Here is a 20,740-nt window from a genome sequence, read left to right on the forward strand (position 1 = left end):
TCATCGACATGATGGTAGATCGCCGCCACAGGACCCGGCAAGCCGGCCCGCTCACGGCAGCAGAACGGGCTTGACCGTGCCGCCCGCGGCGGAGTCACGCTCGGCCGCGTCCACGTCGGCCAGCGGGTACGTGCGGATCAGCCGCTCGAACGGGAAACGGCCCTGCTGCCACAGCGCGATCAGCCGCGGAATGAACCGCTGCGGCACCGCGTCGCCCTCGAAGATGTAGCGGACACCCCGGCCGGCCAGCGCCAGCGGGCTGAGCGTGAGGTCGCCGCCGCCCGCCCCGACCAGCCCGCAGGTCCCGCCCACCTTCAGGACGCTCACGGCCGTCGCCATCACGGCGCTCACCCCCGTCGTGTCGAAGGAGTGCTCCACCTGCCCGACCTGCGCCGCCAGCTCCGGGTCCGCCCCGTCCAGCGCGCGGGTGGCGCCCAGCTCCAGCGCCAGGTCACGGCGGGAGGCGTGCAGGTCCACCGCGACGATGTCGGACGCGCCCGCGACCCTGGCCGCCATCACCGCCGCCAGGCCCACCGCCCCGGCGCCGAACACCGCCACGCCGTCGCCAGGCCGTACCGGCAAGGAGTTCAGCACGGCGCCCGCGCCCGTCTGCAACCCGCAGCCCAGCGGCCCGAGCAGATCGAGCGGCAGCGACGGATCCACCACGACCAGGTTCCGCTCGGTGGCCACGGCGTGCGTGGCCAGCGACGACTGGCCGAACCAGCGGGCCGCCACCGGCGCCCCGGCCAGGTCGGTGGCGCCGCTGCTGCCGTCCACCCGCGTGCCGGACAGGTTGCGGGTCATGAACTCCGCGCAGTACGCCGGCGCGCCCGTCACGCACTGGACGCACCAGCCGCACGAGTCGAAACTCATGACCACATGATCACCCGGCTTGACCCTGCTCGTCCCCGGCCCGACCGCCTCGACCACCCCCGACCCCTCATGCCCGAAGATCATCGGCATCGGGAGCTGCGGGAACGCGCGGAAGACCACATCGGTGTGACACAACCCCGCGCCGGCCACCCGCACCAGCGCCTCACCGGGGCCCGGATCGTGCAGATGGACGTCCTCGACGGCGAACGGCTTCGCGGTGTCACGCAGAACGGCTGCCTGAATTCTCATGGATGACCGCTTTCATACTGTCGACAGGTCAGTCGGCGCGCCCCAGATCGACGGTCCTGATGCCCAGCTCCGGGACGACGGGCTCGCTGCCCGCCGCCGACAGCAGCTCGTCGAGCTTCCAGGACGTCGCCCCGTCACCGCGGAAGGCCAGCAGCTCCAGGCCCGGCTCCCCGGCGGCGGACAGGACGAGGTCGGCCCCCTGCGGCCACGCCCAGGAGGAGGTGCCGGCCTCCAGCGGCGTCTCGATGCCGCCCAGCACCTCACGCAGCACCCGCCCGGCCGTCTCCAGGTCCGCCACCCGGCCGGCGACGGCGGGCAGCGCGGCAGCCGCACCCGCAGGCGCCGGCCACGGAGGGGTCCGGTGCAGGCCCGGCAGGTCGCCGCCCAGGTCCGCCGGCGTCCCCGCCGCCTGCGCCACCTGCACCAGGAAGCCCAGCCCCGTCGCCTTCGGGTGCAGGAACGCCTCCTTCCACATCTCCGACTCCAGGTTCACCTGGATCGGCTCGAACCCGCACTCCCGCGCCCGGTCGAGCGTCGCCCGGATGTCGCCCACCTTGAAGGTGATGTGATGCGGCCGGGCCGCCGCCTGCCTGGCGTCGAGGAAACGACGCACGAACGACGACGGCTCCGCGCCCGGCTCCAGCAGCTCGATCCGCATGCCGTCGGCGTACTCGAGCTGGGCGGGGCTGAAGACCGGCTGCCTGAAGCCGCTGTCCCAGCGGCCCGCGTACCGGCCGGCGAGCACCGGCCCCGCCTGGGCCCAGTCTCGCACCGCGAGAGCCACGTGATCGAGGGCGTATGCGGTCATGAAGCACCTTTCGCGGGGTGGGCGACCTCGTCCAGTGTGGCAGACATTTGATCATTCTTCCCGGCCGGCTGCCGGGCGGGGGCCGCTGATCGGCTGCGCCGCCGGTACTCGGTGGGCGTCAGCCCCACCAACGCGCGGAAACGACGGGCGAAGTACGTCGGATCGTCCCACCCGACGGCCGCCCCCACCCGCGCGGCAGGCAGCGCCGAATGCGCCAGGAGCGTGGCCGCGCGCTCAGCCCGCAACCGCGCCAGGAAATCCAGCGGCGTCAGCCCGACGTACCGCCTGAACAACCGCCCGAGATAAGCGGGATCCAGGTTCACCGCCCGCGCCAGCTCCTCCAGCCGCCAGGAATGCGCGGGCGCCGCCTCCAGCCGGGCCACGGTCGCGGCGACAGCCGGGTGGACGACCGGCCCCGGCTCCCCCCGCTCGGCGGCCCGCCCGTCGGCCAGAATGCCCAGCACGGTCACCAGCCGGCCCAGCACCCGGCCCGGCCTGCCCCGATCGGCCCGCAGATCACCTTCCAGCAGCCCGATCTCCGCGATCGCCTCCCGCGCCGCGGCCGGATCGACAGCGATGACCGACACCCCGTGCCTGCCGGAAGCCACCGGATCCGTCCACAACATTCGGCGCGGCATCGCCAGGTCGTACAGCGGCGCCAGCTCACCCCGCAACGCCTGCGCCGACAGACAGCAGTTCGCCACCACCAGGTCCTCACAGCCGGCAAACCCGTGCCAGGCGCCGGGACGCAACACGATGACCTGCCCCTGCCGCACCGGATGCTCCCCCTGACTGGTCACGTGCCGGCCACGGCCCGGCCCGATCACCGCGATCTCCAGGAAGTCATGGGCATGCGACTCCACGCCCGCCTCCAGACGGTGGACGCCGCCCATCACCGGGCCACCGGCGAACAGCGCGTGCTCGTGCAGCGTGGCAGGCATGTCGCAATCGTACGACCACCCGCCGGAATCGGCCTAGCTCCCGGCGGCACCGCACGACGACACTTTCGGTATCACACACGGAGGTCAGAGATGGAAACGAGCACGTCAGAACAGCCCGGCAGCGACGTCCACGCCGACGGCCAAGTACCCCAGGAGCTCGTGGCGGCGTACCGCGAACACGGTTTCGTCCGAGTCAGAGGAGTACTCACACCCGACCAGATCCAGCGCTTCCGAGCCGGCGCCGAAGCCTTCCTGGCGGCGCACCGCGCCGAAAGCCTGGAAAAGCAGGGCGTCTTCAGCCAGCTCGTCAACGTCTGGCAGCACGACGAGACACTCAGCGAGCTCACCCTCGACCCGCGGCTCGGCCGCATCGCCGAACAACTCGCCGGATTCCCGCTGCGCATCTGGCACGACCAGCTCCTGGTCAAGGAGCCGCACAACAACGCCGCCACCGAATTCCACCAGGACCGCCCCTACTGGCCGCACACAGGCGACCGGCTACCGCTGTCGGCGTGGATCGCCCTGGTCGACGTCCCGCCGGAACGAGGCTGCATGACCTTCCTGCCCGGCACCCAGCACCGCACCGGCCTGCGCCCCCAGGACCTGCACGACGAGGACGACCTGTTCGCCGCCGACCCGTCCCTGCGCTGGACCCCCCGCGTCACCGTGCCGCTGCGCGCCGGCGACTGCACCTTCCACAGCGGCTACACCGGCCACATGGCGCTGCCCAACCGCACCGGCCAGGCACGCCTCGCACACGTCACCATCTACATGGACGAGGCCACCCGCCACAGCGGCGACGCGCACCCCGTCACCGACCCCCTCGGCCTCGCCGCCGGCGACCGGCTGGACGGCCCCGCCTTCCCCCGCCCCTGGGCGTAACCGGCCCACAGCTCCCGCTCACCTGGACACGCCCTGCCGCCGCGGCGGGTACTCATCGACCACCATGGAATCGTGCAGACGCGCGGTCCTGCTGGCCAGGCGGGTCAGCGCCCGGCTGGGCCCCGCGGGCAGAGCGGAGATCAGCCGGGCGCCCTGAGCCAGCCCCCACACCCCGAGCCGGGACGCCGGAATCAAGGTGCGCGCCGCGCTCACCGCGACCGCGCGGCTGCCCCGCACATGCTCCGCCATCGCCCGCTCATAGGCGGGAAACGCCAGCTCATGGTCCCCGCCCGCCCGCGCCAGCTCCCCCGCCAGAACGTACGCGCCCACCACGGCCAGACTCGTGCTGCCCCCGACCGCCGGGCCAGGGCAGTAACCCGCGTCGCCGACCAGCGTCACCCGGCCGCGCGACCACGTGTCCAAATGGAGCTGGCTGATCGAGTCGAAGTAGAACGCCCCAGTGCCGTCCAGCCCCTCCAGCCAGCGCTCCACCTCCGGATCCATGCCCATGAACGCGCCACGCAGCAACTCCTTCTGCCGCGCCACGTCACGGTGGTGGTAGTCGAGCTGTTCACTGCGGAACAGGAACAACACCCGCGCATCGCCGAGATGCCGCGCCCCGTACATGCCGGCCGTGCGGCCCACCCCAACGTGAATGCGCAACTCACCATCAAGACCGGACACCCCGGGCAGGCTCAGCACGCCCAGGTAGGCGCCGATGAACGTGCTGAAGGCTGACTCCTCACCGAACACGAGACGCCGCACGTTGGAATGCAGCCCGTCCGCCCCGACGACCAGATCGAAACGACGCGGCCCGGCCTTCTCGAACCGCACCTCCCCGCCAGGCGAGATGGAGGTGATGGAGTCGCCGAAAACCCACTCGACGTCGTCACGGGCCGCGTCATGGTAGATCTCGCTCAGATCGTCCCGCATGATCTCCACATGCCGCGCGGAAGTGGCACTGAAGATCTTGCCGAGGTCGGCCCGGACAGGACGCCGCGAACCCTCCCGATGGACGCTCAACCGGCTCGTCCCGGTCGCCCGCTCCTCGACACGCGCCAGCACCCCCATCCGCTCCGAGATGTCCACCGCGGGCCGGAACAGATCGACCGCGTGACCACCGGTCTTGCGCAACGCCGGCGCACGCTCCACGACGGTCACGGAGAAACCGTGCCTGACGAGCCAGTACGCCAGCACCGGCCCGGCCACACTGGCACCGGAGACGAGAATCCGCATGAGAGACGTCCTAAGTCATCGGGAGGAGGTGGGAAACAGTCATGGGCAGAGTGTCGCCGCCCGGACGGGGTGGCGGCTTGAACAAATGTTCCCGGACCCGGCACCACCCCGCGAGAGCCGCCGCCCGCCTGTCACCCAGCAACCGATCCAGCACCACCACCTGAGTGCGTGCCAGATCAGCGCACGGAACTTGCCGCCCTACCTATTGGTAGGTAGGCTCCCACCCCACCAACCCCACCGACAGGACCCGAACGAACGTGACCCCACAGGGCGACACCCGCACCCGCGCCCGCGACGAATTCGCCCGGCTCCTCACCGAACGCGGCTACCTCGGCGTCTCCCTCGAAGAGATCGCCACTACCGTGAACGTCAAAAAAGCCAGCCTCTACCACCACTTCCCCGGCGGAAAAACAGCCCTGTTCACCACCGTCGCCCACCACTACATCCAACAAACCAGCACCGCCTTGCGAACCGCCCTCAACACCGGCGACACCCTGCACGACCACCTCCTCGCACTCGCCGACGCCCACGCCCAAGGCACCTTCAACTCCACCCTCGGCAACCGCGTCTACGACGCCACCCGCCACATGGACGACACCACCCGCGCCGACATCTGCCACGCCTACCAGCAAGCCCTGATCGCCCCCGTCACCGACCTCATGAAACACGCGATCGAAACCGGACAACTACGCCAGGCCGACCCCGGCTTCCTCGCCACGGCCTTCATGGAACTCGCCGCCGCAGCCCTGCCCCCACAGGAACGCCCAACCCCATGCCGTCAACGCCCCCAGGACGTCGTCGACCTCTTCCTCCACGGCGCCGCACCCCACCACCCCGAGCGGAGAAAGACCAGATGACCCCCACCCACTGGCGACGCAACGTCGCCCTCTTCCTGACCGGGCAGACCGTGTCACTGCTCGGCTCCATGATCGCCCAATACGCGGTCATGTGGTGGGTGACCCTGCAAACCCGCTCCGGACTCGCCGTAGCGCTCTACGCCGTCGCCGCCTTCCTCCCCCAAGGAATCGTGTCCATCTTCGGCGGAGTACTCGCCGACCGCATGAACCGCCGCACCCTCGTCATCACCGCCGACGCCGCCATCGCCGCAGCCACCCTCGCCCTCGCCCTCCTCATGGCCAACGGCGTCACCGACCTGTGGATCGTCCTGCTCGCCGTAGCCGTCCGCTCCCTCGGCGCCGGAGTCCAGACACCCGCCGTGCAAGCGATGATCCCCCAGATCGCACCCGCCGACCAACTCATGCGCGTCAACGGCCTCTTCCAGACCATCCAATCAGCGATGGCCCTGCTCGCCCCCGCCGCCGCCGGCGCCATCTTCGCCGCCTACGGCCTCGCCCCCGTCTTCTTCCTCGACGTCATCACCGCCGTCCTCGGCATCGGGCTCCTCGCCCTCGTCACCGTCCCCACCCTGCAACGCACCACCGAAACCCGCCCCACCTACCGGCAGGACCTCACCGAAGGCATGCGCTACGTCCGCGCCCACCCCGTCGTCCGCTGGCTCCTCATCGTGTACGCCATCATCTTCCTGCTCACCGTCGCACCCTCCTTCGTCACCCCGCTCATGGTCGCCCGCACCTTCGGCAGCCAAGCCTGGATGCTCGCCGCACTCGAGATCGCCTTCAGCCTCGGCATGATGCTCGGCGGCATCCTCATGTCCACCGTGCTAACCAAACGCAGCCCCATCGGCCTCATCCTCGTCGCCGTCTACGGCTTCGGCCTGACCACCGTGGCACTCGGGCTGAGCGGCAACCTGTGGGTCTTCTACGCCTTCATGTTCGTGTTCGGGCTGCTGGTGCCGCCGTTCTCGACCCCGTTCATGACCCTCATCCAGAAGACCGTCGAACCGGCCATGCACGGGCGCATGTTCAGCTATGTCGGCATCGTGATGGCGCTGGCCACCCCTGTCGGCATGGCCGTGTTCGGGCCGCTGGCGGACGTGGTCAGCGTGCAGGCCCTGCTCATCACCGCCGGGCTCACCGCCATCGTCGTCATCGCGATCGCCACCCGCCTGCCCTCCGGCCGCGCCACCCTCACCGCCGCCCGCGAGCCCGAAGCCCAGCCCGCGGAGCCGGCCGGTCCTGTTCTTGGATGAGGCGTACGGGCGAAGCCCGTGCCGTTATTGGTGATTTTGAGATTGATTGTCTAAACCGACCGCCTTTACAAAGTAAGTTTTATTCAGGAGCGTCAGTCCGGTCTGGGTGGGATGGTGCAGGACGTGGCTGCGGTGCCGCCGGGTGGTGATCAGACCCGCCTGGCGCAGCACCGCGGTGTGCTGGCTTATGGCCGCTGAGGACGTTCCCACGCGCCGCGCCAGGGCGCCGGTGCTGCTCACACCGTCCGCGATGGCGGTCAGGACGGACGCGCGGGTCCGTCCGAGCAGGTTGGCCAGCGCCCTCCGGCTGCCCGCCCGCCCAGACGCCCGCGGCGTGCTCGGCGCCGACCACCGCCGGGTAGATCAGGATGCAGGTCGCCCGGTCCCCCAGCTCGTACATCACCCCCGGCATGCGGTGGAAGAACGACGCCACCAGCAGCAACCCCCGCCCGTCGAGGACGAAGTCGTCGTCGAACTGCTCGCCGGCGTCGACGTAGAGGGTCGGCGGCGACCAGCGGACGCTCGGGTGCAGGCTGGACAGCAGGCCGTCGACCCCGCGATCGAGCAGGACGGCGCCGCGCTGCGCGCGCTCGGCGTCGAGGTGCCCGCGGATGCGCGTCCAGTGCGAGCCGACGGCCGCATGATGGTACGCCTTCAGCGTGGACAGCACCTCCCGGCGGGCGGCCAACGTGTCCACCAGCCCGGCCAGCGCGGCCGGCACCCGGCCGTGGTGGCCGGCGTAGAAGTCCAGCTCCGCCCGGACGGCCTGCGCCGGCTTGGCCAGGAACGTCTCGGCGCTCTCCTCCAGGTCGCCGCCCGGCCCGGCGAGCAGCGCCAGGTCGAAGCTCGGCAGCCGCGCGGGGACGATGCCGCCCAGGACGGCGAACCGCGGGCCGAGACGGCCGCGCACCCTGCGGCGCCAGGCGCCGAACACCGCCTCCTCGGCCCGGCCGCGCAACGCGTACAGGCTGAACAGGGTTTCGGCCATGGGGCCCAGCGTGGGCGCGACCCGCACCCGCGCCAGGTCGCCGGCCGTGAAATGAATTCTGTGCATCCGCCCCCCAAGCAGTTTCACAACGCTCTGAACGGCCCGATTAAGCCAGAACTTACAAGCCTCGCGGCGCGCCATTTCTTCCTGCGACAGTGATCAGGCCGTTCTCCGGCAATTACCGAGAAAGGTTGTTGTGAGCATGCGTCAACGAATCCGCACCGCACTGATCAGCATGTCCGTCGTGGCCACCGCGGCCGTCGGCACCGGGCTGGCGTCCGCGCCCGCCACCGCCGCACCCACCGCCACCGCCCTGCTCGGCACCGCCGCCGCGCCGGGCGCCGGGACGCTGTCCGGCTTCACGGCGGAGCCGGCGGATGTCACGGCCCAGTCCGTCCAGCTCAGGAACCTGGCCACGCACCGGTGCCTGGAGCAGGCGTACGGCGGCGCGACGGGCCACGTCTTCACCGCTCCGTGCCACGGCGGCACCAGCCAGACCTGGACGTGGATCGGCGGAGGTGATTTCAAGTCCCTCAGAAACCTGTGGAGCCAGGAGTGCCTGGACGGCACCTCGGCCACCGGCCGGGTGTACACCCTCAGCTGCAATAACGGCGGTTACCAGTGGTGGAAGATGTACGCCAACGGCCAGATCGGGCAATACCAGTCGGGGCACAAGCTGGACAGCAACTGGGAGGGGTCGGTTTACCTTTCCCCGGGTAATACCGGCGACTACCAGAAGTGGTTCTGAGCCGTAGCTCGAATGGCGGGCGGGATGCGCCGGCGGCCCGTCCTGCCCGCCCTGTCGTTCAGACGGCGTCCGCGTCGCGCCGTGTCACCCGTACCGAATCGGGCCGGACGGCACCGGTCCACGGAACCGGGCGGGCGGCGGTGCGCCCGGACGGGTCGGCGGAGGGGCCAGCGCGCGAGTCGGCGGGCAGGCTGGCGGGCCCGGTGTCCATGCCGTCCGGCTTGAGCACCTCCCACCTCGGTTTGACCAGTTCCCACACCGCCCGCCGCCGCAGCCGGTTCGCCCCCCACCCGCAGGCGAGCCCGATCGCCATGCCGACGGCCACGTCCCCCGGGTAGTGCGCGCCGACGTACACGCGGGAGAAGGCCACCCCGGCGGCCAGCACCGCGACCGGGGCGGAGACCGGCAGGGGTGCGTGCGCGGCGACCGCCACGGCGAAGGCGACGGCCGAGGCGCTGTGCCCGGAGGGGAAGGACGACGACGTGGGGATGCGGCGGCGGCGGATCGCCGGGATGACGTGCGGCACCGGCCGCTGCCGGCGGAAGGCCTGCTTGGCGAGCAGGTTGGCCGTGGGGCTGGCCAGTGAGATGGCCAGCACGCCGCGCAGCGCCGCCCGTTGCAGGTCCGGCCGCCCGGTCATGAGCAGGCCGCCGGTGACGAGCCACCACAGCGCCGCCTTGTCGGCGGCCGACGTCAGGGAGGGGAGGATCGCGTCCAGGTAGGGGAGGTGGGCGCGGGCGATCCGCTCGAAGGCCCATTTGTCCCGGGCGTCGAAGCGTTCGAGAAGTCTCACGTGCTCGATCGTGCCTGCCGGGGCGCGTCGCGCTTCACCTCCGGCGGGTGAAGCGCGACAGGACGTGGTGACGGTGACATCGGGGCATGGGACGTCCCGATGGCAGCGAGAAGATCCCGGCGAGCCGGTTCGACCACGCGCAGGCGTGGACGGCGCGCCTCGCCCTTGCCCTCGCGGCAGCCGTCGTGCCGATCATGCTCACGGCGGCGGGCTTCCACAGCATCACGCTGCTCGCCCTGGGGCTCGGCGCGCTGGCAGTGGCCGCGGCAGCGGTGTGGATCGCGCTCACGCACCGGGGGCTGGTCCGCGTGCTCGCCGGGACGGTGGCGGTGCTGGCGCCGCTGGGCGCGGTGGTCAGGAGCGCGATGGTGGGCGCGCTGTGGCCGATGATCGTCTCGGCCGGGCTGCTGCTGCTGGCGGCGGCCGTCGGACGGGTGGCGCTGGCGATGGGGGCCTCCCCCGCCCGGTTGAAGGGCCGGGTGGTGGAACCGCCGAAGCGGCCGTACCTGATCATGAACCCGCGCTCGGGCGGCGGGAAGGTGGACAGGTTCGGGCTGGTGGCCAAGGCGAGCACGCTGGGGGCGGAGGTCCAGGTGCTGGACCCCGACCGGCCCCAGGACGTCGCCGAGCTGGCCCGCGCCGCGGTGGCCAGGGGCGCGGACCTGCTGGGCGTCGCCGGCGGCGACGGCACCCAGGCGCTGGTGGCGGCCGTCGCGGCCGAGCACGACGTGCCGTTCATGGTCATCCCCGCGGGTACGCGCAACCACCTCGCGATGGACCTCGGCCTGGACCGCGACGATCCGAGCACGTCGCTGCGCGCGCTCGACGACGGCGTCGAGATCAGCATCGACCTGGGGTCGGTGGCCGGCCGCACGTTCGTCAACAACGCCTCGTTCGGGGCGTACGCGGCGATCGTGCAGAGCCCCGCCTACCGGGACACCAAGCTGCACACGACGCTGGACCTGCTGCCCGAACTGCTCACGCACCGCAGCGGCCCGCGGCTGGTGGCGCGGGCGGGCGAGGTCGTCATCGAGGCGCCGCAGGCGGTGCTGGTCAGCAACAACCCCTACCTGGCGGGCAGCGGCGGCGGTTTCGGGCGGCGGCTCCGGCTGGACTCGGGGGTTCTGGGCGTGCTGGGCATCACGGCGGACACGGCGCTGAAGGCGGCGGGGCTGGTGTGGGGGCGCAGGTCGGCGGCGCTCACCTCGTTCACCGCGCGGGAGGTGATCGTGGACGCCGACGCGCCGGAGGTGCCGGTCGGCGTGGACGGTGAGGCGCTGATGCTGCCCACGCCGGTGCGGTGCCTGGTGCGGCCGGGCGCGCTGCGCGTCAGGACGCCGAGCGCGAGCGTGGGGCGGGTGCACAGGGAACACCTGCCGGTGCGGTGGCGGACGCTGTGGGGGCTGGCGTTCCCGCCGAGGAGGACGGAGCGGCGGCGGACGCACCGGACGGCCGTCTGACCGTCGCGCCTTCAACCGGGTGAAGAAGCCTCGCTGACGCCTACGTGGCGGCGGCCCGGACGCCCAGGACGACCAGCACCACCGCCGTCACCCTCCCGATCGCGCGCTTGAAGCGGGCTTTGCGGACGAGGTTCGCTCCCTGGTGGAGCAGGGCCGTCCAGGTCAGCAGCCACACCACCATCAGCAGGGCGTGGGCGGTGGCCAGGGTGAGGATCTGGCCGCCGAGAGGATCGCCGGACTGGACGAACTGCGGGACCAGAGTCAGGTAGATGGAGGCGGCCTTGGGGTTGAGTACGTTGGCGAGCACGGCCTGGGTGTAGCCCGAGCCGGGGCGTTCCGGCTGGTCCGTGGGGGGTGGCAGGGTGGTGGAGCGCCAGGTCCACAGGCCGAGGCCGACGAGGTAGGCCGCGCCGAGGAGCTTGACGGCGGTGAAGGCCTGGCTGGAGTGCATGACGAGCGCCGACAGGCCGGCGGCGGCGAGGGTGGCGTGCGCGTACAGGCCGGTGACGGTGCCGAGGATGACGGGGACGGCCCGGCGGCGGCCACCCGTGGTGACGTGCTGGATCAGCAGGGTGAGGCTGGCGCCCGGGGTGGCGATGAGGGGCAGGATCGCCAGCAGGAACCCGGCGACCGCGTACGGGTGGATCATGCCGGGAGCACGACGCGGTAGTGCGTGGTGAGGCGGCGGTCGTCGTCCAGGAGGTGGAAGGCGAGGCCGGGCGGCTGTTCGCGGTCGGCGGGCCGGTCGCCCTCCCAGGGCAGGCGCAGGGTCCAGGTGACGGCCGGTCCGACGATCAGGGGGCGGCCGGCGAAGGTGGAGGCGGCGGCGGTGTGCGCGTGGCCGGTGAGCACGGCCACGACCTGCGGGTGGGCGTCGAGCAGCGCGGCCAGGGAGCCGGGCTGCTGCAGCCGGGCGGAGTCGGGCAGGGGGTGGTGGAGCTCGACGGGCGGCTGGTGGAAGGCGATCAGGGCGGGTGTGTCAGGGGGGAGGGCGTCGAGGGTGGTGTGCAGCCAGGTGAGGGTTTCGGGGGCGAGGAGGCCTTCGTCGCGGCCGGGGATGGTGGAGTCGCACATCAGGATGGCGGTCCCGGCGACGTGGTGCGCCTGGTTGACGGGGCCGTCGATGTGGTGCGGCTGATCGGCCGGGCCGGCGGTGTGGTGCGCCTGGTTGACGGAGCCGGACAGCACAGGCAGCAGCGCCTTGCGGTAGGCGGGGCGGGCGTCGTGGTTGCCCGGGCAGGTGAGCACGGGGAAGGGCGCGGCCAGGATCTCGGCGGCCTGCTCGTACTCGGACTCCTCACCGTGGTCGGCGATGTCGCCGGTGACGAGCAGCGCGTCCACCGGGCGGGGCAGCGCGCGCAGGTGGTCCATGACCCGGGTGGCGCGGCGGGTCGCCCGGTCGGTGCCGTCGAGGTGCAGGTCGCTGATCTGGGCCAGCAGCAACGCCATCAGATGGCCTCCTAACGCTTAAATTTGATTTAGCGTTAGGACCATAAGGTATGCAGGGAAACGTGAGCAACCGGGAGGTACGGGTGGAGCGCTGGCCGGCCCTGGAACTGGCGAGCACGATCCGGCACGACGGCGACGGCGGCGTCGCCGACGACCTGGCGACCGTGCCCGGCACGGCCCGCTGGATCCACCAGCAGGCCGAGCTGCTGGGCGATCACGTCGACATCGCGGCGCTCACGGTGAGCGAGCAGCTCAGGAGCGAGATCGTCGAGTTGCGCCAGGCCGTGCGGGCACTGTTCGCGCGGGCGGTCAGCCCCGCGCCGCCCAGCCGCGCCGACGCCCACCGGCTGATGCCCGCCGGGCAGGCGCTGGCGCTGCTGAACGCGGCGGCGGCCCGTGAGGCCGTCGTGCCGCGGCTCGACTGGCCCGAGGGCGAAACGCCCCGGGCGGGAGTGTCGTCGCAGGAGCGCGATGCGGGCGTGCGGCTGATCGCGGCGCTGGCGCGGGCGGCCATCGACTTCCTGAGCGGCCCGCAGCGTGAGCAGTTGCGCTCCTGCAACGCGCCGCGCTGCGTGCGCTACTTCGTCAAGAGCCACGGGCGGCAGGAGTGGTGCAAGCCGTCGTGCGCCAACCGCGCCCGGGCCGCCCGCCACTACCAGCGCCACCACGCCACGAACACCGCGGGCGGTCACGATCACTGATGGGGCATCACCTGGGAGGCAGGATGCGGGGCGGCGTTTCGCGAGTGCCGGCGTTCTTGGGCGTGCCGGCCCTGGCGGGGGGTGGTCATCCTCGAGGAGGGCGTGTCCCTGGACAGTCCGTACGGGAAGTAAGCGTCCTGATACCAGAACGCAAGCAACCTTGATCACAATCGACACGTGAGTGACGAAACCCGACGCATCGGCCCGTACACCATCATCAAACGCCTCGGCCAAGGCGGGATGGGCACCGTGTACCTGGCACGCCTCGGAGACTCGCCACCCGTGGCGCTCAAGGTCCTGAACCCCGGCACCGACGACGGTTTCGAGCGCCGCTTCACCAGGGAGGTGGAGGCGGCGCGCCGCGTGGCCCGCTTCTGCACCGCCCCCGTCCTGGACGCGGGCCTCGACGGGCACAGCGCCTACATCGTCACCGAGTACGTCGACGGCCCCGACCTGGCCACCGCGATCCGCGACGGCGCCCCCATGTCGGGCGCGAACCTGGAGGCCCTGGCCGTCGGCGTGGCCACCGCGCTCGTCGCGATCCACCAGGCCGGGGTCGTACACCGCGACCTCAAGCCCGCCAACATCCTGCTCAGCTCCATCGGCCCCCGGGTCATCGACTTCGGCATCGCCCAGTTCATGACGCCGGACGCGACCAAGTCGGCGTCCATCGTGGGCACGCCCGCGTACATGTCGCCCGAGCAGGCCGGCGGCGAGCCGGTCACGGCGGCCAGTGACGTGTTCGCGTGGGGCGGCGTGGTCGTGTACGCGGCGACCGGCAGGCCGCCGTTCGGCGTGGGCGGCCCGCCCGAGGTGCTGTACCGGGTGGTGCACTACGCGCCGGACCTGAGCAACCTGGACGGCAGGCTGTACCCGCTGGTGGAGCAGGCGCTGGCCAAGGACCCGGCCCGGCGGCCGACGTCGCAGCAGCTTCTCGACCGCCTGCTCGGCCGCGAGTCGATCAACGTGGCCGCGGCCACGAACCTGGTCAACCAGTCCTGGGAGCAGCCGGAGCGCAGGGCCGCGCGGGAGACGCGGTGGCGGTGGGCGCGCCCGGCGGCGGCGATCGCCGCCGCGCTGCTGGTCTCGGCCGCCACGGCCACGGTGCTGCTGCAGTCGAACAGCGCACGCACTTCGGGCGCTTCGGGAGGTACGTCCCCGACGGCTCAGGCCACCACCGCCGGGCCGGCGCCCGCGCACGTCCACACCACCACCGGCCTGGCCGCCCGCGACACCTACGTCGAGAACGCCAACGGGCGGCGGATCCCCGTCCACGTCTCGATCGACAAGCTGACGCGCGAGTTCGACGAGACGCGCCTGGAGTGGACGGTCGAGAACTTCGGCGCGCCCGGCGACAAGGCCGACCTGGCCCACCTGCTGGGCGGCGGCGAATCCTGGGACGTCCACGGGATCACGATCCGGCCGGACGGCTCGGACAAGTCGCCCCACCCGGACACCGAGGACGGCGTCTGCTCGTGCACGTACTGGGCCAGCTATGCCAACGCGATCGACGCGGGCGAGTCGCTGCAGTTCTTCGCCACCTTCCGCGGGCTGCCCGAAGCCGACAGGGCGGACCTCAACCTGCTGGGCCTCGGCCGCTACCTGGGCGTCCCCATCGAAGGCTCCTCCTGAAAAGGAATGGACGCGATGATCCCCGGGCTTGTAGGTTGCAGTCGGCCGTGACACCGCCCGAGGAGGTGAGACCCATGAACGCTGCAGAGCTGTGGGTGCTCCGCCTCGCCGTCGCGGCCGGGCGATCGACGTAGGTGTCGCCGGGAGCGCCTGACCCGACAAGGCACTCCCGAAAGGCAACACCGATGAACTTCGACGTGATCATCGCCGGGTGCGGGCCGACCGGCGCGATGCTGGCCGCCGAGCTGCGGCTGCACGACGTGCGGGTCCTCGTCCTGGAGAAGGAGACCGAGCCCGCCTCGTTCGTCCGCATCGTCAGCCTGCACCTGCGCAGCCTGGAGCTGATGGCGATGCGCGGCCTGCTGGACCGCCTCCTCCAGCAGGGCAGGCGGCGTCCGGCCGGCGGCCTGTTCGCCGCCATTCCCGCGCCCGTGCCCGAGGGCCTGGACTCGGCGTACGACTTCATGCTGGGCATCCCGCAGCCCGTCATCGAACAGCTGCTCGCCGACCACGCGGCCGAGCTGGGCGCGCAGGTGCGGCGCGGTCGCGCGGTCACCGGCTTCGAGCAGGACGACGAGGGGGTGACCGTCGAGCTGGCCGGCGGCGAGAAGCTGCGTTCGCGCTATCTCGTCGGCTGCGACGGCGCGCACAGCACGGTGCGCAAGCTGCTCGGCGTCGGCTTTCCCGGCGAGCCCTCACGCAACGACACACTGATGGGCGAGATGGAGGTGGGGGTGCCCCCGGAGGCTCAGGTGACCGTGCCCCATCAGCGGTTCTGGCTGCGGCCCTTCGGCGGCGGCAGGTACAGCGTCCTGGTCCCGGCCGAGGGCGTCAGCGACGAGCCGCCCACCATCGAGGAGTTCCGGCGGCGGTTGCGCGCCGTCGCCGGAACCGACTTCGGCGTGCACTCCCCGCGCTGGATGTCCCGTTTCGGCGACGCCACCCGGCTGGCCGAGCGTTACCGGGCCGGGCGGGTGCTGCTGGCCGGCGACGCGGCGCACATCCATCCCCCCATCGGCGGGCAGGGCCTCAACCTCGGCGTCCAGGACGCGGTCAACCTCGGCTGGAAGCTGGCCGCGCAGGTCCGCGGCTGGGCGCCGGAAACACTGCTCGACACTTACCACGCCGAACGTCATCCGGTCGCCGCCGACGTCCTGGACAACACCCGCGCCCAAGTGGAGCTGCTGTCACCCGAACCGGGCGCGCAGGCCGCGCGCAGGCTGCTCACCGAGCTGATGGCCTTCGAGGAGGTGAACCGCCACCTCGTCGAGAAGATCACCGCGATCGGCGTCCGCTACGACTTCGGCGAAGGCCCCGACCTGCTCGGCCGCCGCCTGCGCGACCTCGACGTCAAGCAGGGCCGCCTCTACGACCTGCTGCGGCGTGGCCGCGGCCTGCTGCTGGACCGCACCGAACGGCTGACCGCCGGCGGCTGGTCGGACCGGGTCGACCACCTCGCGGACCCCGCCGCCGAGCTGGACGCCCCGTGCGTGCTGGTACGTCCTGACGGGCATGTCGCCTGGATCGGCGACGATCAGCGGGACCTGGACGTTCACCTGTCCCGCTGGTTCGGCGAGCCCGCCGGCTGACGGCGCCGCCTCTCGTCGCTCCAGCGCCGCAAGAACGGCTGCCAGGCATGACGGTATGCCACCGACAGGCCGCGCGCGGGTCGCGCGCGCGGCCACGCCTGCCGCCGCGTCAGGAGACGGTCAGGTAGAACGCGGTCTCGGCGGCCCACAGCGAGCCCGCCTGGCTGTGCACGGCGAACGTCCGCCCCGCCGCCCCGCGGTGCAGGTCACGCCGGACGCAGGCGCGGGCGCCGCGCTCCACCGACAGCGAGCGCGGATGGTCGTACCGGCCGATGGGCGTGACGTGCACGGCCACGTCGTCGTCGAGGTCGACGAGATGGCTGACGATGACGCAGTAGAGGCCGCGCGACGGGTGCCACACGTCGTCCACGTGCTTGCTGTGCGCCACCGAGCCGTTGGCCTCGATCTTCGCGGAGGCCTGCGCGAACGGGGTCTCCGCGGACGCGGCCACCGGCGCCAGAAGCGTGGCGGCGGCGGCGCCGAGGGCCCCGATGGCGAATCGCCGGATGGTGTTCATGTCGGTGTCCTTTCGGCCGAGCTAGGAGACCAGCAGGTCGAAGCCGCTGTCGGCGAGCCGCCCCGTGTTGGTGCTGTAGACGTGGACGGTGATGGTGTTGTCCAGGCGGCAGGTGGCCGACGGGTGACGGTAGGCGATGTGCGGCAGGCGCACGGCGTGGCGCGGGGTGAGCTGGATCAGCGACTCGCGCGCGTCGATGTAGCGGCTGAGCTGCACGCAGTACCGGCCGGTGGCGGCCCGCCAGGCCTTGATGACGTTCTTGCCCTCGTTGAGGGAGCCGTCCGCGTCGATGATCGCGGCGGCCCGCGCGTACGGGGCCTTGAAGTCGGTGTGGATGTCGGCATGAGCGGCCGGGGCCGCGATGACGGTCAGACCGGCGGCGAGCGTCAGGCAGCCCGTGAGAGCACGACGAAGCATCAGGAATCCCCCTGTTTGTTGCGGCTGGATAGGAGCCACAACGAAACGTAAGTTCGCGGGGGCCGCCGCGATGCTCGCCACCCCGTGTCGTCCGACCAAGGTTTCTTGCCTGATCGCACGCGAACCTGTGGCCCCTTTCGCGCGTCCCACCCCGCCGTGGAGGCGGGAGGTGGCCGTGCCGCGAGACCGGGCCCGCTGACGCGCCCTTTACCCGGCGGGATCCCGCCCGATCGGACGGGATCCCCCGGCGCCGGCGCTCAGTCCAGCCAGCGGCCGACGCCCTTCACGGTGACCTCCAGCAGCTTCGCCGGGTCAGCCGGGTCGGGATAGTAGACGATCATCGTCGTGCCGGCCGGCAGCAGCAGCTTGACGGCCTGAACGCAGCCCGCCACGGCCTGCCGCTGCCCGTCGGGCCCCGTGCCGGTGATCGGCACCGCGTCGCAGACGCCGCCCCGGTTGTTCATCACCAGCCGCAGCGTGTTGTCCTTCAACGCCACCTCCCGCGTGGCGACGCGATAGGCGAGCTGCGTCTCCAGGTGCCACGCCGGAGGCGCCATCGGCACCCCGAACTCCTGCCGGTACAGCAGCCCCAGCCGGTGCTCCAGCGCCGCCAGGTCGTCGTGCAGCCCGCTCTCCACCGTGTACCGCGCCCACGCCTGCAGATCGTCCACCGGCGGCAGGCTCGCGATCGGCAGCCCGTTGGCGTCCAGCGGCCGGCCGGACGCGTCGACGATGTAACCCTGGTTGTTCTGCTGCTTGATGGACGCGCTGACGTTCCTGAGCTGCTCCGCGGTGCCCGCGTACGGGCACTGCCCGCCCTGTTGCACGCACCCGATCGGCAGGATCCGCAGCAGCGACGTCGCCAGATCCGTCTCGTACAGCGCCGACAGGATCGTCCGGTCCGACAGATGCCCGTTCAGGTACATCGTCCCCCAGATCGAGTTGTACTCGGCGAACCGCAGCTCCTCCGGGACGAGCGACTCCACGAACGTCCCCCGCCACTGACTGGCGTACTTGTCCCAGTCGGGGTCCTCGCTCAGCTCCAGCACCCCGGTCAGGCAGTCGGAGAACTTCTTGGCGGCCTTCGTGAGGCTGCCCTTCACGGCGCTGCGGCACTTGCCGACGACCGAGTACTGCGAGGCGGCGTTCAGCAGGTCCAGCCCGAACAGCGTCATGTACTCCTCGGCCAGCCGGTGCGTCTCGGTCTCCCGATCGGCGATGCCCCTGGCCGCGAAGTAGAACAGCGGGCTCATCACCAGCGACATGCAGGCATCCTGGGCCTTGCCGACGAACTGGCTCCGGCAGTGCTCGATGCGCTCCTGCGCGTACCCGTCCGGATCGTGCAACGGCCCCTTCGGGTCGTTCAGGATCTCCTCGACGTAGGCGTTGCAGTCGTTGTACCCCGGCAGGCCGTCCTCCGGCCCCCACTTGCAGTGCCCGTACCAGGTGGCCTTCAGCGCCCCCAGGCGCACCTCCGCGTCCTCCCGGTACTCCTCGAACACCTCCGCGGCGATGCGCGCCGCCTCCGACGCGCTCTGCCCGGCCCGGATCTGCGCCGCGTACGCGCTGTCATAGGCCGCGAACGCACTGGCCGCGTCCTGCGCCGCCGAGACGGCCGAGGCCCGCGCCCAACGAGCCGACAGCGACGCCTTCCGCGCCGACTGCTGCGCCTGCTGGGTCGCCGCCGCGGCGGTGCGGACGGCCTGCGCCGCCCGTTCCGCCGAAGCGGCCGCGTCACGGGCGCTCGCCACGGCGTCGCTCGCGTACTCCCGCGCCCGACCGGCCGCCGCACCGGCGTCGTTGGCGTAACCGACCGCCTGCTCGGCCGCGCCACGCGCCCGCGCCGCCGCCGCCTGCGCCGTGCGCGCGAACTCGACCGCGCTCTGCGCGATCTGCGACGTCTCGATCATCAAAGAGGTCGCGACGTAGTTGTGCGTCGCGGTCGCGTGGTCCCGCTCGGCCGCCTGATGCCGGCCCACCTCCAGGAACTCCACCTGCATCGCCGTCGTCCCCGCCAGCGCCACCTGGGCGCCGTTGCGCACCTCCGTGCCCTGCGACTCGTCATCGGCGATCGCGTCCACCTTCGAACGGACGTCGATCGTGTGCGCCGTGTTGTACGTCGAGTCCAGGAACCTGTCCAGCGCCTCCGCGTCGTCCGAACGCAGCGCGGCGTTCGCCGCCTGCTCCGTCTCCGCCTTGCCCGCACCACGGGCTTCGGCCAGGATCCGCCCGATCCGCTCCCGCAGCTCGGCCGGCCGCTCCGGGTACTCCGGATCGTCGAGGAACTCCACCACGTCGTCCCAGCCGCCGTCGAGCGCGCTCTGCGCCGCGCTCCTCATCGCCGGGCTGCTCGTGACCATGAGACCGGTCAGCGTGGTGCGGTCGTCCTGCTCCTCGGCCGCGGCCAGACCGCGCTTGACGAACTCCAGGACGAGCACGCCGTCGTCCTCGCCGAGGGCGTCCACCGCCGCCGAGCTGGTCCACGTGCCCGGCACGGTCGCGAAGAACCGCGCCACCTGCCGCGCCTTGCCCACCGCCACCGCGTCGGACGCCGGCGCGGCAGCGGCCTCGGCGATCAGCTCGTCGATCTGCGGCGTGTGATAGTCGCGCATCGGCACGTCGAAACCGTGCGCCTCCCCCAGCCGCGCCTCGGCGGCCTGCGCGCTGATGTGCCGCGCGAAGGACAACTCCAGCTCCAGCTCCTCCCGCAGCCGCTGCGCGTCCGCCTCACGCGCCGACTTGTAGACGGTCTGCGCCGTCTCGGCGGCGTTCAGCGCATCCTCCGCCGCCCGGTAGGCGTTGTCCGCATGCTGCGTCGCCAGCTCCGCCGCGTTGACGGCGTTGCCCGCGTGCGCGGCGGCGCTCGCCGCCGCCGCGGCCGACTGCTCCGCGTAGGACACCGCCCGCGTCGCCGCGTCCCGCGCCTTACCGGCCGCCTCCTGCGCGATGTTCGCGTGCCGCACCGTCTCCGCCGTGGCCTGCTTCGCCCGCGCCGCGCTCGCACCCGCCCGCGCGGCGGCGGCGAACGCGGCCTTGGCCTCCGTGCTCGCCTCCCCCGCGTAACGGCCCGCCGCCTCGGCGGCACGCCCGGCGGCCTCCGTGTTCGCCCGCGCCGAATCAGCCGCGGCGACCGCGGCGAACGCCTTCTGGTTCACCGCCGCGATCTGGTCGATGGGCGACAGCCAGGCCGAGATCGCCGGGCCGACCTGCTGCATCACCCGGTTGTGCGCCTCCGCGTCGGCCGCGGCGTCCGCGTCCAGCTCCGCCGCTGCCGCCGCCGCCCACGCCTCGTCCGACTTCGTGTGCGCCCGCGCCGCCGCCGGCGCCGCCCTCCCGGCCGCCCCGGC

The 20,740-nt window shown here is 72.1% G+C and carries 19 protein-coding genes; 8 read left to right on the forward strand and 11 right to left on the reverse strand.

Translation table 11 applies throughout. The features are described 5' to 3' along the window. Positions 1-51 precede the first annotated feature (51 nt). The 3 genes from ABD331_RS51010 to ABD331_RS51020 are packed head-to-tail and all read right to left on the reverse strand — an operon-like array spanning position 52 to position 2,871. Positions 52-1,122 carry an NAD(P)-dependent alcohol dehydrogenase gene (locus ABD331_RS51010; protein WP_344493061.1) on the reverse strand — a complete coding sequence of 357 codons (1,071 nt, stop codon included), beginning with the start codon at positions 1,120-1,122 and terminating at the stop codon, positions 52-54. 28 nt (positions 1,123-1,150) lie between these two features. Continuing rightward, positions 1,151-1,930 carry a VOC family protein gene (locus ABD331_RS51015; RefSeq protein ID WP_344493063.1) on the reverse strand — a complete coding sequence of 260 codons (780 nt, stop codon included), beginning with the start codon at positions 1,928-1,930 and terminating at the stop codon, positions 1,151-1,153. After that, positions 1,927-2,871: a helix-turn-helix domain-containing protein gene (locus ABD331_RS51020; RefSeq protein ID WP_344493065.1), complete on the reverse strand. Its 945-nt coding sequence runs from the start codon at positions 2,869-2,871 to the stop codon at positions 1,927-1,929. Before ABD331_RS51020 ends, ABD331_RS51015 begins: the two co-directional genes overlap by 4 nt. 90 nt (positions 2,872-2,961) lie before the next feature. Here ABD331_RS51020 and ABD331_RS51025 point away from each other — a divergent pair, with 90 nt between their 5' ends. Then, entirely contained in the window at positions 2,962-3,753 is a 792-nt protein-coding gene (locus tag ABD331_RS51025; protein ID WP_344493067.1) for a phytanoyl-CoA dioxygenase family protein, read from the forward strand. Positions 3,754-3,771: 18 nt separating this feature from the next. Here the strand turns inward: ABD331_RS51025 and ABD331_RS51030 are convergent, their stop codons facing one another. Next, positions 3,772-4,989: an FAD-dependent monooxygenase gene (locus tag ABD331_RS51030; RefSeq protein ID WP_344493069.1), complete on the reverse strand. Its 1,218-nt coding sequence runs from the start codon at positions 4,987-4,989 to the stop codon at positions 3,772-3,774. A gap of 257 nt (positions 4,990-5,246) precedes the next feature. Here ABD331_RS51030 and ABD331_RS51035 point away from each other — a divergent pair, with 257 nt between their 5' ends. Beyond that, on the forward strand, positions 5,247-5,846 hold the full coding sequence (locus ABD331_RS51035; protein ID WP_344493070.1) for a TetR/AcrR family transcriptional regulator: 600 nt from the start codon (positions 5,247-5,249) through the stop codon (positions 5,844-5,846). Next, positions 5,843-7,099, forward strand: coding sequence for an MFS transporter (locus ABD331_RS51040; protein WP_344493072.1), 1,257 nt, complete (start codon positions 5,843-5,845; stop codon positions 7,097-7,099). The genes ABD331_RS51035 and ABD331_RS51040 overlap by 4 nt, the downstream gene beginning before the upstream one ends. 24 nt (positions 7,100-7,123) lie before the next feature. Here ABD331_RS51040 and ABD331_RS51045 read toward each other — a convergent pair whose 3' ends face one another. Next, the gene (locus tag ABD331_RS51045; protein WP_344493074.1) at positions 7,124-7,339 is read right to left on the reverse strand and encodes an ArsR/SmtB family transcription factor; all 216 of its coding nucleotides are present in this window, start codon (positions 7,337-7,339) and stop codon (positions 7,124-7,126) included. Between the two features lie 950 nt (positions 7,340-8,289). Between ABD331_RS51045 and ABD331_RS51050 the strand changes: the two genes are divergently transcribed. After that, positions 8,290-8,835: an RICIN domain-containing protein gene (locus ABD331_RS51050; RefSeq protein ID WP_344493076.1), complete on the forward strand. Its 546-nt coding sequence runs from the start codon at positions 8,290-8,292 to the stop codon at positions 8,833-8,835. Positions 8,836-8,893: 58 nt separating this feature from the next. On the opposite strand, the gene ABD331_RS51055 is transcribed toward ABD331_RS51050, so the two are convergent. After that, positions 8,894-9,628, reverse strand: a complete 735-nt coding sequence (locus ABD331_RS51055) for a phosphatase PAP2 family protein (protein WP_344493079.1) — start codon at positions 9,626-9,628, stop codon at positions 8,894-8,896. Between the two features lie 86 nt (positions 9,629-9,714). On the opposite strand from ABD331_RS51055, the gene ABD331_RS51060 reads away from it, so the two are divergent. Next, complete coding sequence (locus ABD331_RS51060; protein WP_344493081.1) at positions 9,715-11,088, forward strand: diacylglycerol/lipid kinase family protein; 1,374 nt, start codon at positions 9,715-9,717, stop codon at positions 11,086-11,088. 40 nt (positions 11,089-11,128) lie between these two features. Here ABD331_RS51060 and ABD331_RS51065 read toward each other — a convergent pair whose 3' ends face one another. After that, complete coding sequence (locus tag ABD331_RS51065) at positions 11,129-11,737, reverse strand: LysE family translocator (protein WP_344493083.1); 609 nt, start codon at positions 11,735-11,737, stop codon at positions 11,129-11,131. Then, positions 11,734-12,537: a metallophosphoesterase gene (locus ABD331_RS51070; RefSeq protein ID WP_344493085.1), complete on the reverse strand. Its 804-nt coding sequence runs from the start codon at positions 12,535-12,537 to the stop codon at positions 11,734-11,736. The genes ABD331_RS51065 and ABD331_RS51070 overlap by 4 nt, the downstream gene beginning before the upstream one ends. A gap of 62 nt (positions 12,538-12,599) precedes the next feature. Here ABD331_RS51070 and ABD331_RS51075 point away from each other — a divergent pair, with 62 nt between their 5' ends. The 3 genes from ABD331_RS51075 to ABD331_RS51085 all read left to right on the forward strand — a co-directional run bounded on the left by ABD331_RS51075 (position 12,600) and on the right by ABD331_RS51085 (position 16,459). Further along, on the forward strand, positions 12,600-13,238 hold the full coding sequence (locus ABD331_RS51075) for a CGNR zinc finger domain-containing protein (protein ID WP_344493087.1): 639 nt from the start codon (positions 12,600-12,602) through the stop codon (positions 13,236-13,238). 177 nt (positions 13,239-13,415) lie between these two features. Beyond that, positions 13,416-14,870 (forward strand): serine/threonine-protein kinase, encoded by a 1,455-nt coding sequence (locus ABD331_RS51080; protein WP_344493089.1) that lies wholly within the window; start codon positions 13,416-13,418, stop codon positions 14,868-14,870. Positions 14,871-15,055: 185 nt separating this feature from the next. Next, positions 15,056-16,459, forward strand: coding sequence for an FAD-dependent monooxygenase (locus ABD331_RS51085; RefSeq protein WP_344493091.1), 1,404 nt, complete (start codon positions 15,056-15,058; stop codon positions 16,457-16,459). 109 nt (positions 16,460-16,568) lie between these two features. On the opposite strand, the gene ABD331_RS51090 is transcribed toward ABD331_RS51085, so the two are convergent. The 3 genes from ABD331_RS51090 to ABD331_RS51100 form a co-directional block, all read right to left on the reverse strand. Then, positions 16,569-16,976, reverse strand: coding sequence for a hypothetical protein (locus tag ABD331_RS51090; RefSeq protein WP_344493093.1), 408 nt, complete (start codon positions 16,974-16,976; stop codon positions 16,569-16,571). Between the two features lie 21 nt (positions 16,977-16,997). Continuing rightward, positions 16,998-17,393, reverse strand: a complete 396-nt coding sequence (locus ABD331_RS51095) for a hypothetical protein (protein WP_344493095.1) — start codon at positions 17,391-17,393, stop codon at positions 16,998-17,000. Positions 17,394-17,650: 257 nt separating this feature from the next. Continuing rightward, positions 17,651-20,740 (reverse strand): DddA-like double-stranded DNA deaminase toxin (locus ABD331_RS51100; RefSeq protein ID WP_344493097.1); only part of this gene is annotated, 3,090 nt, incomplete at its 5' end.

The organism is Nonomuraea monospora, from assembly GCF_039531895.1.
GTDB classification, from domain to species: Bacteria; Actinomycetota; Actinomycetes; order Streptosporangiales; family Streptosporangiaceae; genus Nonomuraea; species Nonomuraea monospora.

Bases quoted from the DNA above. Each gene is read 5' to 3' on its own strand.
- ABD331_RS51010 (WP_344493061.1), bottom strand. From the start codon at position 1,122: ATGAGAATTCAGGCAGCCGTTCTGCGTGACACCGCGAAGCCGTTCGCC.
- ABD331_RS51015 (WP_344493063.1), bottom strand. From the start codon at position 1,930: ATGACCGCATACGCCCTCGATCACGTGGCTCTCGCGGTGCGAGACTGG.
- ABD331_RS51020 (WP_344493065.1), bottom strand. From the start codon at position 2,871: ATGCCTGCCACGCTGCACGAGCACGCGCTGTTCGCCGGTGGCCCGGTG.
- ABD331_RS51025 (WP_344493067.1), top strand. From the start codon at position 2,962: ATGGAAACGAGCACGTCAGAACAGCCCGGCAGCGACGTCCACGCCGAC.
- ABD331_RS51030 (WP_344493069.1), bottom strand. From the start codon at position 4,989: ATGCGGATTCTCGTCTCCGGTGCCAGTGTGGCCGGGCCGGTGCTGGCG.
- ABD331_RS51040 (WP_344493072.1), top strand. From the start codon at position 5,843: ATGACCCCCACCCACTGGCGACGCAACGTCGCCCTCTTCCTGACCGGG.
- ABD331_RS51050 (WP_344493076.1), top strand. From the start codon at position 8,290: ATGCGTCAACGAATCCGCACCGCACTGATCAGCATGTCCGTCGTGGCC.
- ABD331_RS51060 (WP_344493081.1), top strand. From the start codon at position 9,715: ATGGGACGTCCCGATGGCAGCGAGAAGATCCCGGCGAGCCGGTTCGAC.
- ABD331_RS51065 (WP_344493083.1), bottom strand. From the start codon at position 11,737: ATGATCCACCCGTACGCGGTCGCCGGGTTCCTGCTGGCGATCCTGCCC.
- ABD331_RS51070 (WP_344493085.1), bottom strand. From the start codon at position 12,537: ATGGCGTTGCTGCTGGCCCAGATCAGCGACCTGCACCTCGACGGCACC.
- ABD331_RS51085 (WP_344493091.1), top strand. From the start codon at position 15,056: ATGAACTTCGACGTGATCATCGCCGGGTGCGGGCCGACCGGCGCGATG.
- ABD331_RS51090 (WP_344493093.1), bottom strand. From the start codon at position 16,976: ATGAACACCATCCGGCGATTCGCCATCGGGGCCCTCGGCGCCGCCGCC.
- ABD331_RS51095 (WP_344493095.1), bottom strand. From the start codon at position 17,393: ATGCTTCGTCGTGCTCTCACGGGCTGCCTGACGCTCGCCGCCGGTCTG.